This is a genomic window from Rhodobacter sp. P2_H5 (assembly GCF_056403335.1).
On record NZ_JBFUFS010000010.1, the window covers coordinates 53,350 to 71,618 of the forward strand.

Genomic DNA, 18,269 nt, shown 5'->3' on the forward strand with positions numbered 1-18,269 from the left:
AGTACGGGGTCAGGCGGCCGAAAGGGCCCGCAAGTCGTTCATCAAGCTGTCTGATACGTCGATGCCGTCGCGCAGCGCCAAGGCCCGGCGGGCGCGCATTCCGTCGCCCGGCACCGCGACCGGCGTGGCCGGATCGGCCGCGCGCGAGCCGCGCAGTACGTCGAGATAGGCCGCAAAGCGCGACGCCATGGCTTGGCCTGAGCCGGGATCGATCAGGATCAGCACATCGCCCTTGGTCGCGGGAGAGGTCGCATCCAGGGTTCCCCGCACGTCGGGCGCAAGATTGGAGCCCGCCAGCATCGCCACCATCAGCTCGAAAGCCAGGCCCAGACCATAGCCCTTGGCCCCGCCGAATGGCGCAATCGCGCCGGTCTTGGCGGCCTCGGGGTCTGTCGTGGGGTGCCCTGCGGCATCCACCGCCCAGCCCGGGGGCAAGGGCGCACCGCGCAGGGCATGGTTGTGAATTTTCCCCATGGAAACAAGGCTGCTCGCCAGATCCAGCACGAAAGGGGTCTCGCCCGTGGGGATGCCGATCGCGATCGGATTGGTTCCCAGCAGGGCCTGGGTGCCGCCAAAGGGATGCACCAGCGCCTCGCTCGTCGACAGGACAACCCCGATCAGGCCACGGTTGGCGGCGGCCTCGGCGTAATAGGCCAGCATGCCGCTATGGTTGGAATTGCGGATCGCGGCCAGGGCGATGCCGCTGTCTCTGGCCGGCCCGACAAGGGCCTCCAGCGCCGCCATCAGGGCCACCGGGCCAAGCGCGGCCTGGCCATCGACCTCCAGAAAACTGCGGTGGCGCCAGTGGTGGCGGCCCGAGGCGTTGGGGTCGGCCAGACCGCGGTCGATCCGGGTCAGAAGGCGGGGCAGGCGCTGCACGCCGTGTGACGGCAGCCCGCGCAATTCGGCCTCCATCAGCAAATCGGCCTGCAGCCAGGCCGTCGACGCCGACGCGCCGCGCCCGCGCAAAAGCGAGACTGCCAGCCGCCGCAGTTCGGGTTCAGCGACTTGCATTCATAATCCTATATCGGATCGTATATGATATTGTGTTTGACATTTGATACCATATTTGCGAGTCAATCGCTTGTGTCAAGTCGAAGATGCTGGAGAAACGGAATGGGTATGGCAGCGGATCGAGCAGGGAAACGGACGGCGTCACTGCGCCCGGCCAGCATCGTGGATGGCGTCTATGACAGCATCTACGAACGCCTGATGTCGCTGGAGATCGCACCGGGCGCGCGGATTCCGATCGATGTGATTGCCCGCGATCTGGGCGTGTCGCAGACCCCCGTGCGAGAGGCTTTGTCGCTCCTCGAACGCGAGGGGCTGGTACGCAAGGCGCATCTGATTGGTTACTCGGCTGCACCGCAACTGGTCCGCAAGCAGTTCGACGACCTCTACACCTTCCGCCTGCTGCTGGAACCGGAAGGCGCACGGCTTGCGGCTTTGAACATGACGCCGGAGTCGCTGAAGCTGCTGGAGGATGCCGCCGCCGACATGGGTCACGGCGCCACCCCGGTGGACCGCACCAGCCGCTATTCCCGCTTTGCCCGCGCCGACGCCGATTTTCACGATGCGATCCTGAAGATCGCCGGAAACGAGGTCATCCGCACCACGCTGTTCAATCAGCATGTGCATCTGCACATCTTCCGGCTGATGTTCCACACCCGCGTCACGCAAGAGGCGCTGGAAGAACACGAGAACCTGCTGGTGGCCTTCCGCGCCGGTGACCCGCTGGCCGCCGAAACGGCAATGCGCAACCATATCCTGCGCTCGCGCGACCGCCTGCTTTCCGCGTTCGAATGACCATGAGCGAGGCTTCTCCCTTGTTCGGCGTGGCCTCCGTGCCCTTGCCAACGCCGGTGCCCGCAATGCGGACGGATGCTTTGTCAAAGTCTTACGGCGCGATCACCGTGCTGTCGGAGGTGGCGCTGGAGATCCGCGCCGGTGAAATTCACGCCATCATCGGCGAGAATGGCGCGGGAAAGTCGACGCTGATGAAGCTGCTGTCGGGCTATGTGGCGCCGACCGCGGGCCAGATCGAGATGGCAGGGCAGGGCGTGGCCTTCCCCAATGCCGTGGCGGCCGAGGCAGCGGGCGTTGTGCTGGTGCATCAGGAAATCCTCCTCGCCGCTGATCTGACGGTGGCCGAGAACCTGTTCCTTGGCCGGGAACTGTCGCGCGGCTTTCTGGTGAACGACCGCGAGATGAACCGGCGCGCGGCGGAGGTTCTGGCCTCGATCGGCGCGCAGTGCCATCCGCGAAGCGTCGTCGGCGATCTGCCCCTTGCGCAGCGCCAGCTGGTCCAGATCGCCCGCGCCCTGCTGGAACCGCGCAAGGTGGTGATCTTTGACGAGCCGACCGCGGTTCTGGCCAATGACGAGGTTGCAGCCCTGCTGGCCGTGGTGCGCGGCCTGCGCGATCAGGGGGCGGCGGTGCTATATATCTCGCACCGGCTGGACGAGGTCGAGGCATTGGCCGACCGCATCACCGTGTTGCGCGATGGTCGGATGATCGGCACCTGGCCCGCCCGGGGCCTGAGCCAGCGCGACATGGCCGAACTGATGGTCGGTCGCAAGCTTGACATGCTCTATCCGGCCAAACGCCCCCCTGCGCGGGGGGAGCCCTTGCTCACGGTGGAAAACCTGTCGGTCGACCATGGCGCGGTCGAGGGCAGTTTCACCGTCCGCCCCGGTGAGGTGCTGGGCATCGGCGGCATGATCGGCTCCGGCCGCACAGAGCTTTGCGAGGGCCTGATGGGGCTGCGACCGTCGCAGGGGCGCGCCACCGTGAACGGGGCTGTCATCGCACACCGCTCGGTCGCGGCCTGTCAGGCTGCGGGGCTGGTCTATCTGACCGAAGACCGCAAGGGCAAAGGCCTGCTGATGGACGAGCCTCTGATGCGCAATCTGACCCTGCAATCTCTGGACACGGTGCATCGCCGCGTGACACTCGACCGGCAGAAGGAAGCCGCGGCCCTGGGCAAGGCGGTGACCGATTATGACATCCGCGTCCGCTCGGTGCATCTGGATGCCGGGCAGCTGTCCGGCGGCAACCAGCAAAAGCTGTTGCTCGCCAAGGTGATGCTGACCGATCCCTCCGTCGTGATCATCGACGAGCCGACCCGCGGCATCGACATCGGCAACAAGAGCCAGATCTACGAATTCATCGATGCGCTGGTGCGTGCGGGCAAGGCCTGCATCGTGATCTCCTCCGAATTGCCCGAGCTTGTGGGCCTGTCCGACCGGGTTCTGGTCATGCGCGGCGGGCGGATCGTGGCGGAGCTGACCGGCGCGCAGATCACCGAACAGAACGTCGTCTACGCCGCTGCCAGCACAGAGGCGCATGTTGCCGGAGGAAAACACCCATGACAGTCACCATCGCACCAACCGGCGTCGCAGCCCCGCGCCGCATCCGCTGGGCCGATACCGGCCCCTTCGTCGCCCTCGCTCTGGTCATCCTGATCGGGGTCACGATGAACTCCAGCTTTCTGAGCGGCACGAATATCGCCAATGTCGTGACCCGCTCGGCCTTCGTGGCGATCATCGCCGTCGGCGCGACCTTTGTGATCTCCTCGGGCGGCCTTGACCTTTCGGTCGGATCGATGATGGCCTTCGTCACCGGCATCATGATCATGGTGATGAACCGGCTGGAGCCTTCGATGGGGTCCGGCGCCATTCTTGCCGGCGCGGGGATCGGTCTGGTGGTCGGTGCGCTGTGCGGATTGCTCAACGGCCTGATCACAACCGTGGGCAAGATCGAGCCTTTCATCGTCACCCTCGGCACCATGGGCATCTTCCGCGCCCTGATCACCTGGATGTCGAACGGCGGCTCGATCCCGATCGACCGGGCGCTGCGCGACCCTTACCGGCCGGTCTATTTCGGCAGCTTCCTGGGCGTGCCCTATCCGGTGCTCCTGACCCTGGTCGTGGTCCTGATCGGCGCCTTCATCCTGTACCGCACCAAATTCGGCCGCCGCTGCATGGCCTCCGGCTCGAATTCCGAGGTGGCGCGGTTCTCGGGCGTGTCCGTCGCCAAAGTCCGGACCATGGCTTTCGTGATCCAGGGCATCTGCGTGGCGATCGCCGCCATCTGCTACATCCCGCGTCTGGGTGCTGCCACGCCGACGACGGGGCAACTTTGGGAATTGCAGGTCATCACAGCCGTGGTGATCGGCGGAACCGCCTTGCGGGGCGGCAAGGCTCGGATCTGGGGGACCGTCGCCGGTGCCCTGATCCTTGAGGTCATCGCCAACCTGATGGTGCTGTCGAACCTGGTCTCGGAATATCTCGTCGCCGCCGTCCAGGGCGTGATCATCATTCTGGCCATGCTCGCACATCGTTTCATCAAATAGCGTCCGGGGGGGACGCTCGCTTTTCAAAGGGAGGAACTATCATGACAAAACTCACAAGACGCGCGCTGGGCCTTGCGACTGCGGCAAGCTTCATGGCGCTGACGGCCATGGGGGCGCTGGCGCAGGACAAGAAGGTCATCGCCGTCTCCATTCCGGCTGCAACCCATGGCTGGACCGGCGGCGTGGTCTATCACGCCGAACAGGCCGAGAAGGAGATCGAGGCGGCGTTCCCGAACATTGATGTGATCGTGAAAACCTCGCCCTCGGCCGAAGCACAGGTCTCGGCGCTGGAGGATCTGTCGGCCAGCCAGAAGCTGGATGCGCTGGTGATCCTGCCCTTCACCTCGGAAGAGCTGACCGGGCCGGTGGCCCAGGTCAAGGCCAACGGCACCTTCATCACCGTGGTGGACCGCGGCCTGACCGATCCGACGATCCAGGATCTTTACGTGGCGGGCGACAACATTGCCGTGGGCGCGAACACCGCGAAATGGCTGGCCGACAAGATGGGCAACGAAGGCAAGATCGTCGTCCTGCGCGGCATTCCCACCGTGATCGACGACGAGCGCATCAAGGGCTTCACCGATGTGATCAAGGGCACGAAGATTGAAATCCTCGACATCCAATACGCCAATTGGAACAAGGACGAAGCCTTCTCCCTGATGCAGGACTATCTGGCGAAATACCCGCAGATCGACGCGGTCTGGGCCAATGACGACGACATGCTTCTGGGCGTGCTCGAGGCGGTCAAGCAATCCGGCCGGACCGAGATCAAATATGCGCTGGGCGGCAACGGCATGAAGGATGTGGTCAAGATGGTCATGGACAAGGACCCGATGACCCCGATCTCGACGCCCTATCCGCCGTCGATGGTCAAGTCGGCGATCTACATGACCGCCGCCCAGTTCACCGGCCAGGCCCCGATGCGCGGCAACTTCAAACTGGATGCGCCGCTGATCACCCCCGAGAATGCCGGTCAGTTCTACTTCCCTGACTCGCCCTTCTGATCCACGGGGGCACCCGCAACCGGGTGCCCCATTTCGAAAATCCAATGGAGAAGCCAAATGCCCGGTAAGAAAATCCTCATGCTCTGTGGCGAGTTCACCGAAGAGTATGAAATCTTTGTGTTCCAACAGGGGATGGAAGCCGTCGGCCATACCGTCCACGTGATCTGCCCCGACAAGAAGAAGGGCGAGCGCATCCAGACCTCGCTGCATGATTTCGAAGGCCACCAGACCTATATCGAGCGTTTTGGGCATTTCGCCGAGATCAACAAGACCTTCTCCGAGGTCGTGCTGGCCGAATATGATGCGGTCTATTGTGCCGGCGGCCGCGGCCCGGAATATATCCGCACCGACAAGCGTATTCAGGCGATGGTGCGCCATTTCCATGAGACGCAGAAACCGATTTTCACCATCTGCCATGGCGTGCAGATCCTCGTGGCGGTCGATGGCGTGGTGCGCGGCAAGAAGGTCGCGGCGCTGGGGGCTTGCGAGCCCGAAGTGATCCTCGCGGGGGGCACCTATATCGATGTGAAACCGGATGAGGCCTATGTCGACGGCACCATGGTCTCGGCCAAGGGCTGGACCGGCCTTGCCGCTTTCATGCGCGAATGCATGAAGGTGCTTGGCACCCAGATCACGCACAGCTGAGGTATTCGCCCCTGCGGCTGCCCCAGCCGCAGGGGCGAAAGTCGACGGTTTCTGCCCCGAAACTCCGCATCGCCGGGTGATCCGGGCAGAATTGACCTTTCGCGATCCTTGCCTACTCCGGCAGCCCGGCCAGGCGGTATCCTTCGATGAAATGCGCCTGCGTCGCCGCATCCTTGAACTGCGTCGAGGAGACCCAGTGCCGGATGGTGAACATGGGGTTGCTTGCCATGAACAGGGCCGCCTCCTGCTGGGCGTCTTCGGTCTGGCCCAGCTGTGCAAGGCTCGCGGCCAGATAGCGGCGCGAGGCGGTGCGGTAGGTGACCGGGTTGCGCAGGGTCTTGACCGCCTCCTCATAGCGGCCCCGGGCATATTCAACCTTGCCCTTCGCCATGAAGTACCAGGCCGGCGGCAGCGGGTTGATCCGCAAGGCCCGATGCACAAGCTGTTCGGCTTCGTCATGCTGCCCGGCGAACAGCAGGAAGTCGCCATACATCACCATCCCGTCGGCATTGTTGGGATCCAGCGCCAGGGCTTGCAGGTGTTCGCGCTGCGACGCCTCCCACTGGCCCGCGTAATCCAGCAGCAAGGCATAGGTCGCGTGACATTGCGAGTCGTTGGCGTCAAGCGTCACGGCCCGCTGGGCGAGATCAAGGACCGTGCCGCGGCTTGTGTCGACCGGGATGTTGCCGTGGTTCCAGGCATCGCTGCGCGCCATGGCGAGCCAGCGGTAGGCCTCGGCATAGTCGGAATCAAGGTCGATGGCCTCTTCCAGAAGCACGATCGCTTCGCGCATCGCATCGGCCAGACCAAAGGAGGATTCCAGCAGCGCCCGCCCGCGGGTGCAAAAATCATAGGCCTCGGTGCTCTTGGGCCGGTGGCGCGGCGGCGGGGCGACCAGCTGGCCCACCAGCGCCGTGCGGATGCGGGCGGTCACTTCATCCTGCAGATCGAAGAAATCCTCCATCTGGCGGTCAAACCGCTCGGCCCACATGTGCCCGCCGCCAAGGCTGTCGATCAGCTGCACATTGATCCGCACCCGGCCGCCCGAGCGGCGGGCGGAACCCTCCAGAAGATAGCGCACCCCGAGTTCGCGCGCGATCCGGCGCACGTCCATCGCCTTGTCCTTGTAGGCAAAGACCGAATTGCGCGCGATCACGAATAGGCCCGGAACCCGGGAGATGTCGGTGATCAGGTCTTCTGTCAGGCCATCGACGAAATAGTCGTAATCCGGGTCCGCGCTCATGTTCGCGAAAGGCAGAATGGCGATCGAGGGCCCGTCGGGCAGGGTCAGGGCCGGAGCAGCGGCCTCAATGGCCTGCATCCGGATGCGGAACACGCGCATCGGCTCGGCGATGTTCTTGAGGGTCTGCGGCCCCAGATCATCGAACTGCGCGTCAATGCGGCGCTTGACCTGATCATGGACATTGGTCGACAGGAAGATGCCGCCCGGATCGGCCAGCCCTTCCAGCCTGACCGCCACATTCACCCCATCCCCGTGCAGGTCGTCGCCCTCCACGACGACATCGCCCAGATTGACGCCGATGCGGAAGATGATCTGGCGGTCTTGCGCCACGTCCCGGTTGCGCTCGGCCATGCCGGTCTGGATCTGCACCGCACAGGTCGCCGCATTGACCGCAGAGTTGAACTCCACAAGAAACCCGTCGCCCATGGCCTTGAAGATGCGCCCGCCGTGCCTGGCGATCATCGGGTCGAAGAAGTCGCGCCGATGGCTGTTCAGGGCGGCAAGGGTGCCTTCTTCATCGACCCCCATCATCCGGGAATAGCCCACCACATCCGCAGCAAGGATGGCAGCCAGCCGACGTTCGACATTCCCTGCGCACATTTCAATTCCTAGGGTCGATATCGTGAAGATTATCCCGGACACGGTCCCGCGATCATACCACCGCTTGCGCGCGGCGTATCCCAAGATTGACGCAAAGCCAGGCAAGAATGGCTGGCGGCCACCATTGCCACGCACCTGTGGACCGCGCTGCCGCCCCCTTTCGCCGGTCCGGGCAGGGTGCGGCGCGGGCTTCCATCGAGGGGCTGACGTTCCTCGGGCCCGGGGGTAGAGTGCGGCAGGCCCCGGCAGCCGGCAAGATGCGACGCGCGGGAGTCTTGAGGTGACGAATGGGCGATTCAGGTGGCGTGCTGCGCGAAATTTCCAACCAGGGGATCTGGACGATGCACCGTCGTGCCATCCTCGACTGGCTTGTGACCGGGACGCAAGAGGAGCGTTTCATCGACAACGTGTTTGTCGCCCTCTGCGAACGCCTGGTCGCGGCGGGGGTGCCGGTCGCGCGGGGCTCGCTCTACTTCAGCACGCATCACCCGCAATGGCTGGGCGCGCGCATCCTGTGGAAAACCGGCATGACCGAGGCGGAGATCAACACCATTGATTATGGGGTGGAGCGGACGCAGCAGTATCTTCTGAGCCCGATGGTCCTGCTTTTCGAGGGCGCCGAAGAGGTGCGTTGCCGGCTGGAGGATGCGCCCGGCGATGCGCCGAACTACCCGCTTTATGACGAGTTGCGGCAGGAAGGCTATACCGACTACATCGCCTGGCCGATCAAGCACACGCTGGGGAAACGCCATTCGGTGACCTTCTCCTCCGATCGCCCGGGTGGGTTCTCGGCGGAGGATATCGCCCTTCTGCGCGACCTCCTGCCGGCGCTGGCGCTGGTGAGTGAAATCCGCATCAAGAACGTGCTGGCGCGCACCCTGCTGCAAACCTACGTCGGGCCACATGCGAGCGCGCAGATTCTGGCCGGGGCAACGCGGCGCGGCAGCGGGATGACCGTCAGCGCGGCGGTCTTGATCTGCGATCTGCGCAACTTCACCGAGATTTCGGACAGATGGCCGCGCGATGACGTCATCGAACTGCTGAACGGCTATTTCGATGCCATCGCGGAGCCGATCGAACGCTTTGGCGGCGAAATCCTGAAGTTCATGGGCGACGGCTTGCTCGCGATCTTTCCGCTGAGCGACCCTGACGCCTCCACGAACCTTCTGAAGGCGATTGGCTCCGCCCGGGCGCTGTTGAAGATCGGCAATGCCGCCAATCTGGAACGCGGGCTGCCTGCTCTGGGCTATGGCATCGGCGTCCACGTGGGGGATGTCATGTATGGCAACATCGGCTCGCGCGCCCGGCTCGATTTCACGGTGATCGGTCCGGCGGTCAATGTGGCCTCGCGGCTGGAGACGCTGACCAAGACCGTGGGCCGGCCGGTCCTGCTGTCAAAGGCCTTCGTCGACATGGCGGATTGCCGATCCGCGGTTGAGGACCTTGGCTTTCACGCCTTGCGGGGGCTGGGGGAGCCCGTCGAAGTCTTCGCACTTCTGGATGCAGAGGCTTTGAGCGCTGACGGACATGCCGGGGACGCTAACCCCTGACAGACGCCCGTGTTTCCGGCCATGAGGTCTTGATCGCTGGTCCCTGATGGCCCTGAGCGCGGATCAGACCTGCCGGCCACGCTTGTCGCGGCGGCAGCCTGCGGCATTGAACTCTGAGGCCGGCCCCGATGGGGCAGGTGCCTGCAGGATCCGGCGGGATGGGGACAGGTTTCTCGGGTCAGCGCCGCGCGCGGGCCTGACGGCCCTGCTCAAAGCGCCGGGGGCACCGACATGGCGGCGAGGTCGACGCGGCGTTCCAGCGCTTCGCCCTCGGCGTCGAACAGGTGGCATTCGGCGACCGAGAAGCCGATGTCGAGCGGCTTGTCATCCTCGATCACCTTCGTGCCGGGCAGGACGAAGCAGAAGTTCTCCTCCCGGCCGGGGAGGGAGGCATAGCCGATGGTCTGCTGGCCGAGGTGTTCCACCACCGAAGGCGTGACGCGCAGGGTGACGTCGCCACGGCCCGGCGTGATATGCTCGGGGCGGATGCCCAGCTGCAGGGCTGCACCTTCCAGCCCGGCGCGGGGGGTGACCGGGATCACGACCCTGGTGTCCTGATACGTCACCTCGACCCCGGCTTCCGAAGTGCCGGTGCAGGTGACGGGCAGGAAGTTCATCCGGGGATTGCCGATGAAGCCCGCGACGAAGCTGTTCTGCGGCTTGTGGTACAATTCCAGCGGTGCGCCGACTTGGGCGATGTAGCCGCCGTTCAACACGACGATGCGGTCGGCCATGGTCATCGCCTCGACCTGGTCATGGGTCACATAGATCATCGTGGCGCCCAGCTGCTTGTGCAGGCGGGTCAGTTCCAGCCGCATGTCGGCGCGCAGCGCGGCGTCGAGGTTCGACAGGGGTTCGTCAAAGAGGAAGATCTCGGGCTCGCGCACGATTGCGCGGCCGATGGCGACGCGCTGGCGCTGGCCGCCGGAGAGCTGGCCGGGCTTTTGCTGCAGCCGGGTTTCCAGATGCAGGATGGCGGCCGCAGCCTCGACCTTTTTGCGGATATGCGCCTCGGAGGCGCGCTCGACCCGCAGGGGGAAGGCGATGTTCTCGTAGACCGTCATATGCGGGTACAAGGCGTAGCTTTGAAACACCATCGCAATGCCGCGCTTGACCGGGGGCAGGTCGTTGACCCGCTTGCCGTCGATCACGATATCGCCGGCGCTGGTATGTTCAAGGCCTGCGATCATCCGCAGCAGGGTCGATTTCCCGCAACCCGAGGGGCCGACGAAGACGACGAATTCGCCCTCTGTCACGTCCAGCGAGACGCCTTTGACGACCTGGATGTCGCCGAAGGTCTTGATCACGGTCTTGAGGGAAAGCTGGCCCAAGCGGGGTCTCCTTGGATGGGACGGCGGTCAGAAAGCAGGGTTCGGAAAGAGAAAGCCGGCCACCCGTCAGGGCAGCCGGCCTTGGGTCTTACTTGTATTCTTCGAGCGCGGCAGCGGCCTTGGTCAGGGCGGCTTGCGGCTCGGCCTTGCCGGTGACGACCGACTGGACCATCTCGATCATGACGTTCTGGAAGCCCTTGTAATCGGTGAACAGGGGCTCGGGCCCGCCCGAGGTGATGCCATCGATGAAAGGCTTCCAATAGGGGTTGGCCGCAACCATCGCATCCACCGCCGGGCCGGGGCGCAGCGGCGTCAGACCGGCGAGGCCGCCGCCTTCATAGGCTTCCTGGATCTCGGGCGAGGTGATGTACTTGGCGAATTCGGTCGCCTTCTCCTCGACGCCCGAACCCTTGAACACGGCCAGCGAGTCGGTGATCAAGAGCGTGCCGGGCGCGCTGGCGGCGGGGCCGAGCGGCAGGTTGGCGACACCCCAGTTGATCGGCGTGTCCTTCAGCTTGAAGGCGGCGCCGACCGAGCCCTGGATCATCCCCACCTTGCCGTCGAGGAAGATCGCCCGGATCTCGTTCTGTTCGTAGGCGGTGGCGCCTTCGACCGAATAGGGGGTGATGTCCTTGTAGGCCTGCAGGGCGGCCAGCACTTCCGGGCTGTCCATCGTGATCTTGCCGTCCTTGTCGATCACGGTGCCGTTGTTGGTGTAAACCCAATGCATGAACTGGTGCATCGTGTTGTCAAAGGTCTTGGCGGGCAGGCCATAGCCCGCGATCCCGGTCTTTTCCTTGATGGCCTTGGCATCGGCGATCTCTTCCGCCCAGGTCGTCGGCGGCTTTTCCGGGTCAAGGCCAGCGGCTTTGAACAGGTCCTTGTTCCAGTAGAAGGCCTTGGTCGAGAAGGCGACAGGCACGCCCCACTGGGTGCCGTCGAAGGTCACGGTGTCGACGATGTGCGGATAGTACGAGGCTTTCTCGGCGTCGGTCATCGGCACCGGAACGATCAGGTCGTTCTTGGCAAACTCCTTCAGCGTGCGCGAGCCGACATAGGCCATGGCCGCCGGGCTGCCTGCTGCGGCCAGCGTGGTGGCCTTGTCCTGGCACTGGGCCCAGCCCACGACCTCGACCTTGATCTGGAAGTCGGGGTTCTTCTCGTCCCAGGCCTTGATGTATTTCTCGTGCACAGGGTCGATCGCATCGCCGCAGTAGATCCAGCTGATGTCGGCCGCCAAGGACGGCAAGGCTGTCGAGCTGGCCAGAACGAGGCCCAACAGGCTTTTGTGGAACAGGGTTGTCACGTCAGATACTCCCGGTTGTGAATGTTGTTATTGTTTCACCGCGCCTGCGGTCAGCCCGCCGACGAGATAGCGTTGCAGGAAGAAGATGAGGACCATCGCGGGCGCAATCCCCACGAAGCTTGCGGCCATCAGCTCGTTCCAGATCACCTCTTGCTTGCCGAAATAGGCGTAAAGGCCAATCGGCAGAGGCATGTATTCGGTCTTGGAATTGAAGGTCAGGGCGAAGATGAACTGCTGCGAATAGGCCCCGATGAAGGTTACGATCGCCACCACGATGATGCCCGGCCGCGCAATGGGCAGGATCACCCGGCGGAAGGTGTAGAACTGGCTGGCGCCGTCCATGTAGGCCGCCTCGTTCAGCTCGGTCGGGATCCGCATCATGTAGGTGCGCAGAAGCCAGATCGCCGAGGGGATCAGGAAGGCCGCCCCCGGGATGATCATCGCGAAATAGGTGTTGAGAAGGCCAAGCGTCCGCATCAGCCGGAAGAGCGGGATCAGAAGCACCGCGCCCGAGAACATCGACACGGCGAGGAACCCGCCCAGCACCAGTCCCATGCCCTTGTAGTCGAACCGCGCGAAGGCATAGGCGGCGGGCACCACCAGCAACAGCACGATCACCGTCGAGGTGACCGAGATCAGGAACGAGTTCAGCACATAGCGCGCAAAGCCCGGCACCGTGTCCCACATGGTGAAATAGGCATTGAAGCTGCCGTTCTTCGGCCAGAAGCTGTAGGGCGAGGAGAAGAGCTGCGCGATGGGCTTCAGGCTGACCAGGAAGCCCTCTATGAAGGGCGACAACAGGAAGAACAGGAAGACGAACAACCCGGCATAGATCGCAATAAGCTCCCACCAGCGGTAGCGGTCGATCATGGCGCGGGTGTCCTGGGATCTCTGTGCCATGTGCGTCACGCTTTTTCGGTGGCCGCAAGGCGGCGGGTCACGTTGAAATAGGCGATACAGAACAGCGACAGGAAGATGCAGATCACCACGGCCCGGGCGGCACCCTCGCCATATTTCTTCGAGCCGATCGCGGTCTGGTAGGTGTCGATGATCATGGTCGTCGTCTCGCCCGAGGGGCCGCCCTGAGTCAGGATCCAGATGATGTCAAAGCTGTTGAAGGTGGCAATCAGCGAGAGCATCGACATGGTGATGATGGCCGGCATCATCAGGGGCAGGGTGATGCGGCGAAAGCGGGTCCAGCGGCTGGCGCCATCGGTCCAGGCGGCCTCGTACAGATCCTTCGGGATCGACTGGATCGCGGCCAGGAAATAGATCGTCACCATCGGCACGCCGATCCAGACGTCGGTGATGATCGTGGCCCAATAGGCGGGGCGGCCATAGGCGAGGAAGGCCACCGGACCATCGACCAGCCCGAACCTCTGCAACAGGCCCGAGATCATGCCAAACTGGCCATTGTACATCCAGCCCCACATGAAGATGCCAATCGCCATCGGCACGATCCACGGCGGCATGGTCAGGATGCGGAACAGGTTGCGGCCCGGAATGGCGCAGTTCAGAAGCACCGCGCCAAAGGTACCGATCACCATCTTGAACAGCACCGAAAAGAAGGTCCAGGTGAAGGTCCGCGTGATCACGGTCAGGAACGTGTCGTTGAAGATCTTGCCGTAGTTCCGCCAGCCGACGTAATCGGTCACCTTGCTGAGGGAGGCATTGGTGAAGGACAGCCGGAAAGTCTCGACCAAAGGCCAGGCCACGATGACCAGCACATAAAGGATGGCCGGGGCCAGAAGCGCCCAGGCAAAGATCATGCTGGCGCGCGACTTGATCATGTCTCAGGCCACCTTGCGAACAAAAGCGTTGTCGTAACGGTCCCAGACCGGGCGCAGATCGACGACCTGCCGTGCGCGGCGCGCCTCGTCGGTGGCCAGCGCCAGGATCCCGGCCTCCAGCGCATCCAAAGGCGAAACCGGCACCGGGCCGCCCTGCATCACATTGGCCACGACGCCCGCGGCCATCTTCTCGTCGGCACCATAATGCTGCGACAGGGCGGTGGCCTGATACTCCACCTCGGTCACCCGCTTTTCCGAGGCGACATCGGTCACCTTCAGGAAACCACGGATGAAATCGCCTTCGGCCTGCCCCTTGGTGCCAAAGACGGCGAAGCGGCGGAACTGGTCGGGTGCGTTCAGGTTGGTGTGGAAGTTCATCCCCACTCCGTTGGCGTATTCGATGATCGCCACCTGATAGTCGATGATGTCGCCATCCGAGTCAAAGACCTTGTCCGAGCCGTTCCAGCCCGAGGGCTTGCGGTGATAGAGGCTCAGGTCATTGACGCCTTCATTGCGCGGGTCATTGGCCGGAATGAAGGTCTTGCGCCCGCCAAAGGAGGCGACCCGTTCGGGCCGCGCACCGATCAGGCCGTTGTAGAGGTCAAGGTCGTGGCAGCACTTTTCCAGCATGAAGCTGCCGGACCATTTTTCGTACCGGCGCCAGTCGCGCATGAAGAAGGCGCCGTGATAGGGGAAGATGTGCTCGGCGGCCTCGACGGAAACGATCTTGCCCAGCTGCCCGGCATCGCGCGCCGCCAGAAGGTCGCGGTAGAGCGGCGCATAGCGCAGCACCAGCCCGACAAGCAGACGGTCGGCGCCATATTGGCCCATCAGGGCGGCCATCTTGTAAGTGTCCTCGATGGTCGAGACGATCGGCTTTTCGGAGAAGACCTTGACCCCCGCTTCCAGCCCCAGCCGGATGTGATCCAGATGCAGATGGTTGGGCGAGCCAACCATCAGAAGATCGAAGCCGCCGGCCCGGACCAGATCCTCGGCCGTGTCATGGGCCTTGCCGGCCGAGATGCCGTGCCGGTCCAGCACTTCCATCCCGGCAGGGGCGGGATCGTGGTAGCCCACGATCTGAAAATCCGGGTCCATCTCGTTGAAGACGTGGCCCAGATACCCAAGACGGTAGCCAAGGCCGATGATCGCGACTCGCATCCTGCGCTCCCAGCGGAGAAATTCTTTTTCTGGATCATGCGCAGATCGGGGCAATGCGTCAAGAAATTTTCACATCAACGAATGTTTTGTGTAATTCGTTTTCACCATTGGTCTGAAATCGGGCAAAGGCGTCCGAAAATGCCAAGGTGCCGCGTTCAGAGCGGGCGGCGGCCCTGCCGCGCCAGGCCCAGGATCGCGGCGCCGATCAGGCCGGGCTCGATGGTGCATTCGGCGGGCACCACCAGCGGCCGGTCAAAGCGGCGCAGGGTGCGGGCGCGCACCTCGCGGTCAAGCGCCGCGATGAGGGGGGAGGCGTTGGAAAGACCGCCGCCCACCGCCATGATTCCGGCGCCGAGCGTGTTTTCCAGCATGGCAAGCGGGCCGGCCAAAAGCTCCAGCCAGATCGCGATGCTGCGCGACTCTGCCGCCTCGCCCGCCATCCAGCCTGCGACGATGGCCTCGCTGTCCGCCTCTTGCCCCGGGTGCAGAAAGGCGTGCAACCGCTCCATCCCGCGGGCGGAACAGACGGCATCGAGACAGCCGCTGAGGCCGCAACCGCAGGGAAAGGCGGGCAGGGTGACTTCGGGATTGCCGAGGATGCGCTGTGCCACCGGCCCGTGCCCCCATTCGCCGGCAAAGCCACCGCCCGCGTTGATGAGTTCACCCCGCACCACGAGGCCGCCGCCGACCCCGGTGCCGAGGATGATGCCAAAGACCACGTCATGCCCGCGCCCGGCCCCCACCGCAGCCTCGGCCAGGGCGAAACAGTCGGCATCATTGGCGAGGTCGATGGGCAGGCCGAGGTCGGCCGCAAGATCGGCTTGCAGGCGACGTCCGGTCAGGCAGGGGATATTCGCCACGGTGGCCAGCCCGGTGTCGGGGTCGATCACCCCGGCAATCGAGAAGGCCAGCCGCTCGGGCCGCAGGGACGCCGCATCAACCGCCGTCTTCAGCGCCGCGACGAAGGCCGGATAATCCTGGGCCGGGGTCGGCACCCGCCCTTGTGGGCGGATGTCGGTGGGGGAGAAGGCCTCGGCCACCTTGATCGCCGTGCCGCCGATGTCGAAACACAGGATCATGCCACGCGGGCTCCGCCGATCCAGGTGGCGCTGGCGCGGATGTCGGATGTCAGGGTGAGGAAATCCGCCCGTGCGCCGGGGCGCAGATGGCCGCGGTCGGCCAAGCCAAGCGCTGCCGCAGGGGCGGCAGAGCCCAGCTGCACGGCCTGCTCCAAGGGCAGGCCCAAGGCCAGATGCACATGGCGCACCGCGTCGATCAGCGCGATATCGGCGCCGGCCAGTGTGCCATCGGCCAGCGTCAGCCGCCCGCCCGCCCGGAAGATCTGCCTGCCGTTCAGCACCAGCCCGGTCAGGTCGCTGCCCACCGTGCTCATCGCGTCCGAGACTAGGAAGATGCACCCCGCCTTGGCGCGCAGGGCCACGCGCAGGGCAGTATTCTCGACATGGAAGCCATCGGCGATCAGGCCGGTTGAAAGCCGCACATCATCCAGCGCCGCACCCACCAGTCCGGGGGCGCGGTGCGACAGGGGGCTCATCGCGTTGAACAGATGGGTGACCATCGAGGCGCCCGCCGCGGCATAGGCGCTTGCGGTGGCGGCGGTGCAGTCGCTGTGGCCGAGACTCACCACCACCCCCGCCGAAGCCAGTGCCTGGACCTGCGCCAGCGTCACCGCTTCCGGCGCCACGGTGCAGATCAGATGCTTCAATGTGCCAGCGGCCTGCAGGATCAGCGCAAGGTCAGCGGCCTCCATCGGGCGGATGAGGTTCGCATCATGGGTACCCTTGCGCGCGGGGTCGAGGTGCGGGCCTTCCAGATGCAAGCCCAGAAGGCCCGGCGCCGTGGCCCCTTCCGCCGCGCTGATCGCGGCCTTGGTCACCTCGGGCGCATCGGTGATCAGCGTCACCATGACCGAGGTGGTCCCAAATCCCGCATGGGCGGCGCAGATCGCGGCGATGCCGGCGGGGCTCGGGTCGTTGTTGAACAGAACCCCGCCGCCGCCGTTCACTTGCAGGTCAATGAGGCCCGGCACGATCCAGCCCGGCACAGGCTCCGCCCCGGCGGAACCGGGCAGGATCTCCACCACGCGACCCGCCGACACGCGCAGGCCGGCGTCCTCGTGCCAGCGCGTCCCGTCGAAAATCCGTTCGGCGTGAAAGAGACCCTCCGCCATTGCGCTCACCAGACCGTGCCGCGCGCGGCGACAGGCTCGACCCGGGTCACCACGCCGTCGCGGTGAAACACCATCCGGTCGTAAAGGTTGCTGATGACGCAGGTGTGGTTCGGGATGACCCGGACCCTTGCGCCAACCTCGGGCCTTGGCGCGGTGCAGGCGCTGAGATCCACCACGGCATGTTCCTCGGAGAGCGAGACGATGCGGGCGCCGGGCAGTTCCTCGATCTCGCCATGGTCGGCAAAGCCGAGAAGGTCCGAGGTCAGCGCCTTGGACCCGCAATCCAAGACCGCCCGGGCAGGCGTCGGGCATGAGACGACGGTTGCCAGCACATGCATCGCCAGATCGCCCGGCCCACATTCCCCGGCCCGCACCATTGAGCGGTCGTTGTAGACATAGGTCCCGGCGCGATGCTCTGTCGCACTCGGCACCAGATGCGCCTTCCAAAGGTCCGGGCTGCCGCCGTTCGACCGGATCGGGCAGGGCAGGCCCGCCTCGGCCAGAAGGGCCATCGTCGCGGCGAGAAACGCCTCGACCTTCGCAGCCCCGCCCGTGGCCGGATAGGTCAGCAGGCCGCCAAAGCGCAAGGAGGGCTGGGCCGCGATCTGCCGGGCGAGGGCGAAAGCCTCCGCCGGGCTTTGGACCCCGCAGCGCCCGGCGCCGGTGTCGCATTCGACCAGCACGGTCAGCGGGCGGTCAGGGGCGAAGGCGGATGCCAGTCCCGCCACCGTCACGTCGCTGTCGGCCACGACCTTCAGGCCGGAAATCCGGGCGTTCAGCGCGGCAAGCCGCTGAAGCCGGGCGGTGCCCAGAAGATTATAGGTGATCAGGATGTCGTCAAAGCCCGCCTCGGCAAAGACCTCGGCCTCGGTCAGCTTCTGGCAGTTGATGCCTTTCGCCCCGGCCTCCAGTTGCTGGCGCGCCACGGCGGGGATCTTGTGGGTCTTGATATGGGGACGAAAGGCCAGGCCCTGCGCGGTCATATAGTCTTGCGCCCGGGCGATGTTGGCCGCGAGCCGCGCCTCGTCGATCACCGGCATCGGGGTCATCACGTCGCTGAGCTTGCTGCCCACCTCGGGCCAGGGAAACGCCAT

At 64.7% G+C, this 18,269-nt stretch carries 16 protein-coding genes; 6 read left to right on the top strand and 10 right to left on the bottom strand.

Annotated features, from left to right (window positions below; translation table 11 throughout):
* Positions 1-9 precede the first annotated feature (9 nt).
* On the bottom strand, positions 10-1,014 hold the full coding sequence (locus AC1DVR_RS14575; protein WP_478001315.1) for an Ldh family oxidoreductase: 1,005 nt from the start codon (positions 1,012-1,014) through the stop codon (positions 10-12).
* Positions 1,015-1,116: 102 nt separating this feature from the next.
* Here AC1DVR_RS14575 and AC1DVR_RS14580 point away from each other — a divergent pair, with 102 nt between their 5' ends.
* Genes AC1DVR_RS14580 through AC1DVR_RS14600 form a run of 5 tightly spaced genes read left to right on the top strand, consistent with a single transcriptional unit; the run spans position 1,117 to position 6,003 of the window.
* Complete coding sequence (locus tag AC1DVR_RS14580; RefSeq protein ID WP_478001316.1) at positions 1,117-1,806, top strand: GntR family transcriptional regulator; 690 nt, start codon at positions 1,117-1,119, stop codon at positions 1,804-1,806.
* A gap of 2 nt (positions 1,807-1,808) precedes the next feature.
* Positions 1,809-3,371, top strand: a complete 1,563-nt coding sequence (locus tag AC1DVR_RS14585) for a sugar ABC transporter ATP-binding protein (RefSeq protein WP_478001317.1) — start codon at positions 1,809-1,811, stop codon at positions 3,369-3,371.
* Entirely contained in the window at positions 3,368-4,354 is a 987-nt protein-coding gene (locus AC1DVR_RS14590; protein WP_478001318.1) for an ABC transporter permease, read from the top strand. The genes AC1DVR_RS14585 and AC1DVR_RS14590 overlap by 4 nt, the downstream gene beginning before the upstream one ends.
* A gap of 41 nt (positions 4,355-4,395) precedes the next feature.
* Positions 4,396-5,358: a substrate-binding domain-containing protein gene (locus tag AC1DVR_RS14595; RefSeq protein WP_478001319.1), complete on the top strand. Its 963-nt coding sequence runs from the start codon at positions 4,396-4,398 to the stop codon at positions 5,356-5,358.
* A 57-nt stretch (positions 5,359-5,415) separates the two neighbouring features.
* Positions 5,416-6,003 (top strand): DJ-1/PfpI family protein, encoded by a 588-nt coding sequence (locus tag AC1DVR_RS14600; RefSeq protein WP_478001320.1) that lies wholly within the window; start codon positions 5,416-5,418, stop codon positions 6,001-6,003.
* 112 nt (positions 6,004-6,115) lie between these two features.
* Here the strand turns inward: AC1DVR_RS14600 and AC1DVR_RS14605 are convergent, their stop codons facing one another.
* Positions 6,116-7,846, bottom strand: a complete 1,731-nt coding sequence (locus AC1DVR_RS14605; RefSeq protein WP_478001321.1) for an adenylate/guanylate cyclase domain-containing protein — start codon at positions 7,844-7,846, stop codon at positions 6,116-6,118.
* Between the two features lie 287 nt (positions 7,847-8,133).
* On the opposite strand from AC1DVR_RS14605, the gene AC1DVR_RS14610 reads away from it, so the two are divergent.
* The gene (locus AC1DVR_RS14610) at positions 8,134-9,396 is read left to right on the top strand and encodes an adenylate/guanylate cyclase domain-containing protein (protein ID WP_478001322.1); all 1,263 of its coding nucleotides are present in this window, start codon (positions 8,134-8,136) and stop codon (positions 9,394-9,396) included.
* A gap of 209 nt (positions 9,397-9,605) precedes the next feature.
* On the opposite strand, the gene AC1DVR_RS14615 is transcribed toward AC1DVR_RS14610, so the two are convergent.
* The 8 genes from AC1DVR_RS14615 to AC1DVR_RS14650 all read right to left on the bottom strand — a co-directional run bounded on the left by AC1DVR_RS14615 (position 9,606) and on the right by AC1DVR_RS14650 (position 18,269).
* A complete protein-coding gene (locus AC1DVR_RS14615) occupies positions 9,606-10,727 on the bottom strand; it encodes an ABC transporter ATP-binding protein (protein ID WP_478001323.1) in 1,122 nt (373 codons plus the stop codon).
* An 88-nt stretch (positions 10,728-10,815) separates the two neighbouring features.
* On the bottom strand, positions 10,816-12,033 hold the full coding sequence (locus AC1DVR_RS14620) for an ABC transporter substrate-binding protein (RefSeq protein ID WP_478001324.1): 1,218 nt from the start codon (positions 12,031-12,033) through the stop codon (positions 10,816-10,818).
* 27 nt (positions 12,034-12,060) lie between these two features.
* Entirely contained in the window at positions 12,061-12,933 is an 873-nt protein-coding gene (locus tag AC1DVR_RS14625; RefSeq protein ID WP_478001325.1) for a carbohydrate ABC transporter permease, read from the bottom strand.
* Between the two features lie 5 nt (positions 12,934-12,938).
* A complete protein-coding gene (locus tag AC1DVR_RS14630) occupies positions 12,939-13,823 on the bottom strand; it encodes a carbohydrate ABC transporter permease (RefSeq protein WP_478001326.1) in 885 nt (294 codons plus the stop codon).
* A 3-nt stretch (positions 13,824-13,826) separates the two neighbouring features.
* Positions 13,827-14,984, bottom strand: coding sequence for a Gfo/Idh/MocA family protein (locus AC1DVR_RS14635; RefSeq protein WP_478001327.1), 1,158 nt, complete (start codon positions 14,982-14,984; stop codon positions 13,827-13,829).
* 155 nt (positions 14,985-15,139) lie between these two features.
* The gene (locus tag AC1DVR_RS14640) at positions 15,140-16,063 is read right to left on the bottom strand and encodes an ROK family protein (RefSeq protein WP_478001328.1); all 924 of its coding nucleotides are present in this window, start codon (positions 16,061-16,063) and stop codon (positions 15,140-15,142) included.
* Positions 16,060-17,175: an N-acetylglucosamine-6-phosphate deacetylase gene (nagA, locus tag AC1DVR_RS14645; protein ID WP_478001329.1), complete on the bottom strand. Its 1,116-nt coding sequence runs from the start codon at positions 17,173-17,175 to the stop codon at positions 16,060-16,062. The genes AC1DVR_RS14640 and nagA overlap by 4 nt, the downstream gene beginning before the upstream one ends.
* A 5-nt stretch (positions 17,176-17,180) precedes the next feature.
* Positions 17,181-18,269 carry a D-TA family PLP-dependent enzyme gene (locus tag AC1DVR_RS14650; protein WP_478001330.1) on the bottom strand — a complete coding sequence of 363 codons (1,089 nt, stop codon included), beginning with the start codon at positions 18,267-18,269 and terminating at the stop codon, positions 17,181-17,183.

Coding starts and splice junctions, on each gene's coding strand:
- AC1DVR_RS14585 (WP_478001317.1), top strand. CDS start 1,809: ATGAGCGAGGCTTCTCCCTTGTTCGGCGTGGCCTCCGTGCCCTTGCCA.
- AC1DVR_RS14575 (WP_478001315.1), bottom strand. CDS start 1,014: ATGCAAGTCGCTGAACCCGAACTGCGGCGGCTGGCAGTCTCGCTTTTG.
- AC1DVR_RS14630 (WP_478001326.1), bottom strand. CDS start 13,823: ATGATCAAGTCGCGCGCCAGCATGATCTTTGCCTGGGCGCTTCTGGCC.
- AC1DVR_RS14590 (WP_478001318.1), top strand. CDS start 3,368: ATGACAGTCACCATCGCACCAACCGGCGTCGCAGCCCCGCGCCGCATC.
- AC1DVR_RS14600 (WP_478001320.1), top strand. CDS start 5,416: ATGCCCGGTAAGAAAATCCTCATGCTCTGTGGCGAGTTCACCGAAGAG.
- AC1DVR_RS14635 (WP_478001327.1), bottom strand. CDS start 14,984: ATGCGAGTCGCGATCATCGGCCTTGGCTACCGTCTTGGGTATCTGGGC.
- AC1DVR_RS14650 (WP_478001330.1), bottom strand. CDS start 18,269: ATGGCGTTTCCCTGGCCCGAGGTGGGCAGCAAGCTCAGCGACGTGATG.
- AC1DVR_RS14610 (WP_478001322.1), top strand. CDS start 8,134: ATGGGCGATTCAGGTGGCGTGCTGCGCGAAATTTCCAACCAGGGGATC.
- AC1DVR_RS14640 (WP_478001328.1), bottom strand. CDS start 16,063: ATGATCCTGTGTTTCGACATCGGCGGCACGGCGATCAAGGTGGCCGAG.
- nagA (WP_478001329.1), bottom strand. CDS start 17,175: ATGGCGGAGGGTCTCTTTCACGCCGAACGGATTTTCGACGGGACGCGC.
- AC1DVR_RS14595 (WP_478001319.1), top strand. CDS start 4,396: ATGACAAAACTCACAAGACGCGCGCTGGGCCTTGCGACTGCGGCAAGC.
- AC1DVR_RS14605 (WP_478001321.1), bottom strand. CDS start 7,846: ATGTGCGCAGGGAATGTCGAACGTCGGCTGGCTGCCATCCTTGCTGCG.
- AC1DVR_RS14580 (WP_478001316.1), top strand. CDS start 1,117: ATGGGTATGGCAGCGGATCGAGCAGGGAAACGGACGGCGTCACTGCGC.
- AC1DVR_RS14625 (WP_478001325.1), bottom strand. CDS start 12,933: ATGGCACAGAGATCCCAGGACACCCGCGCCATGATCGACCGCTACCGC.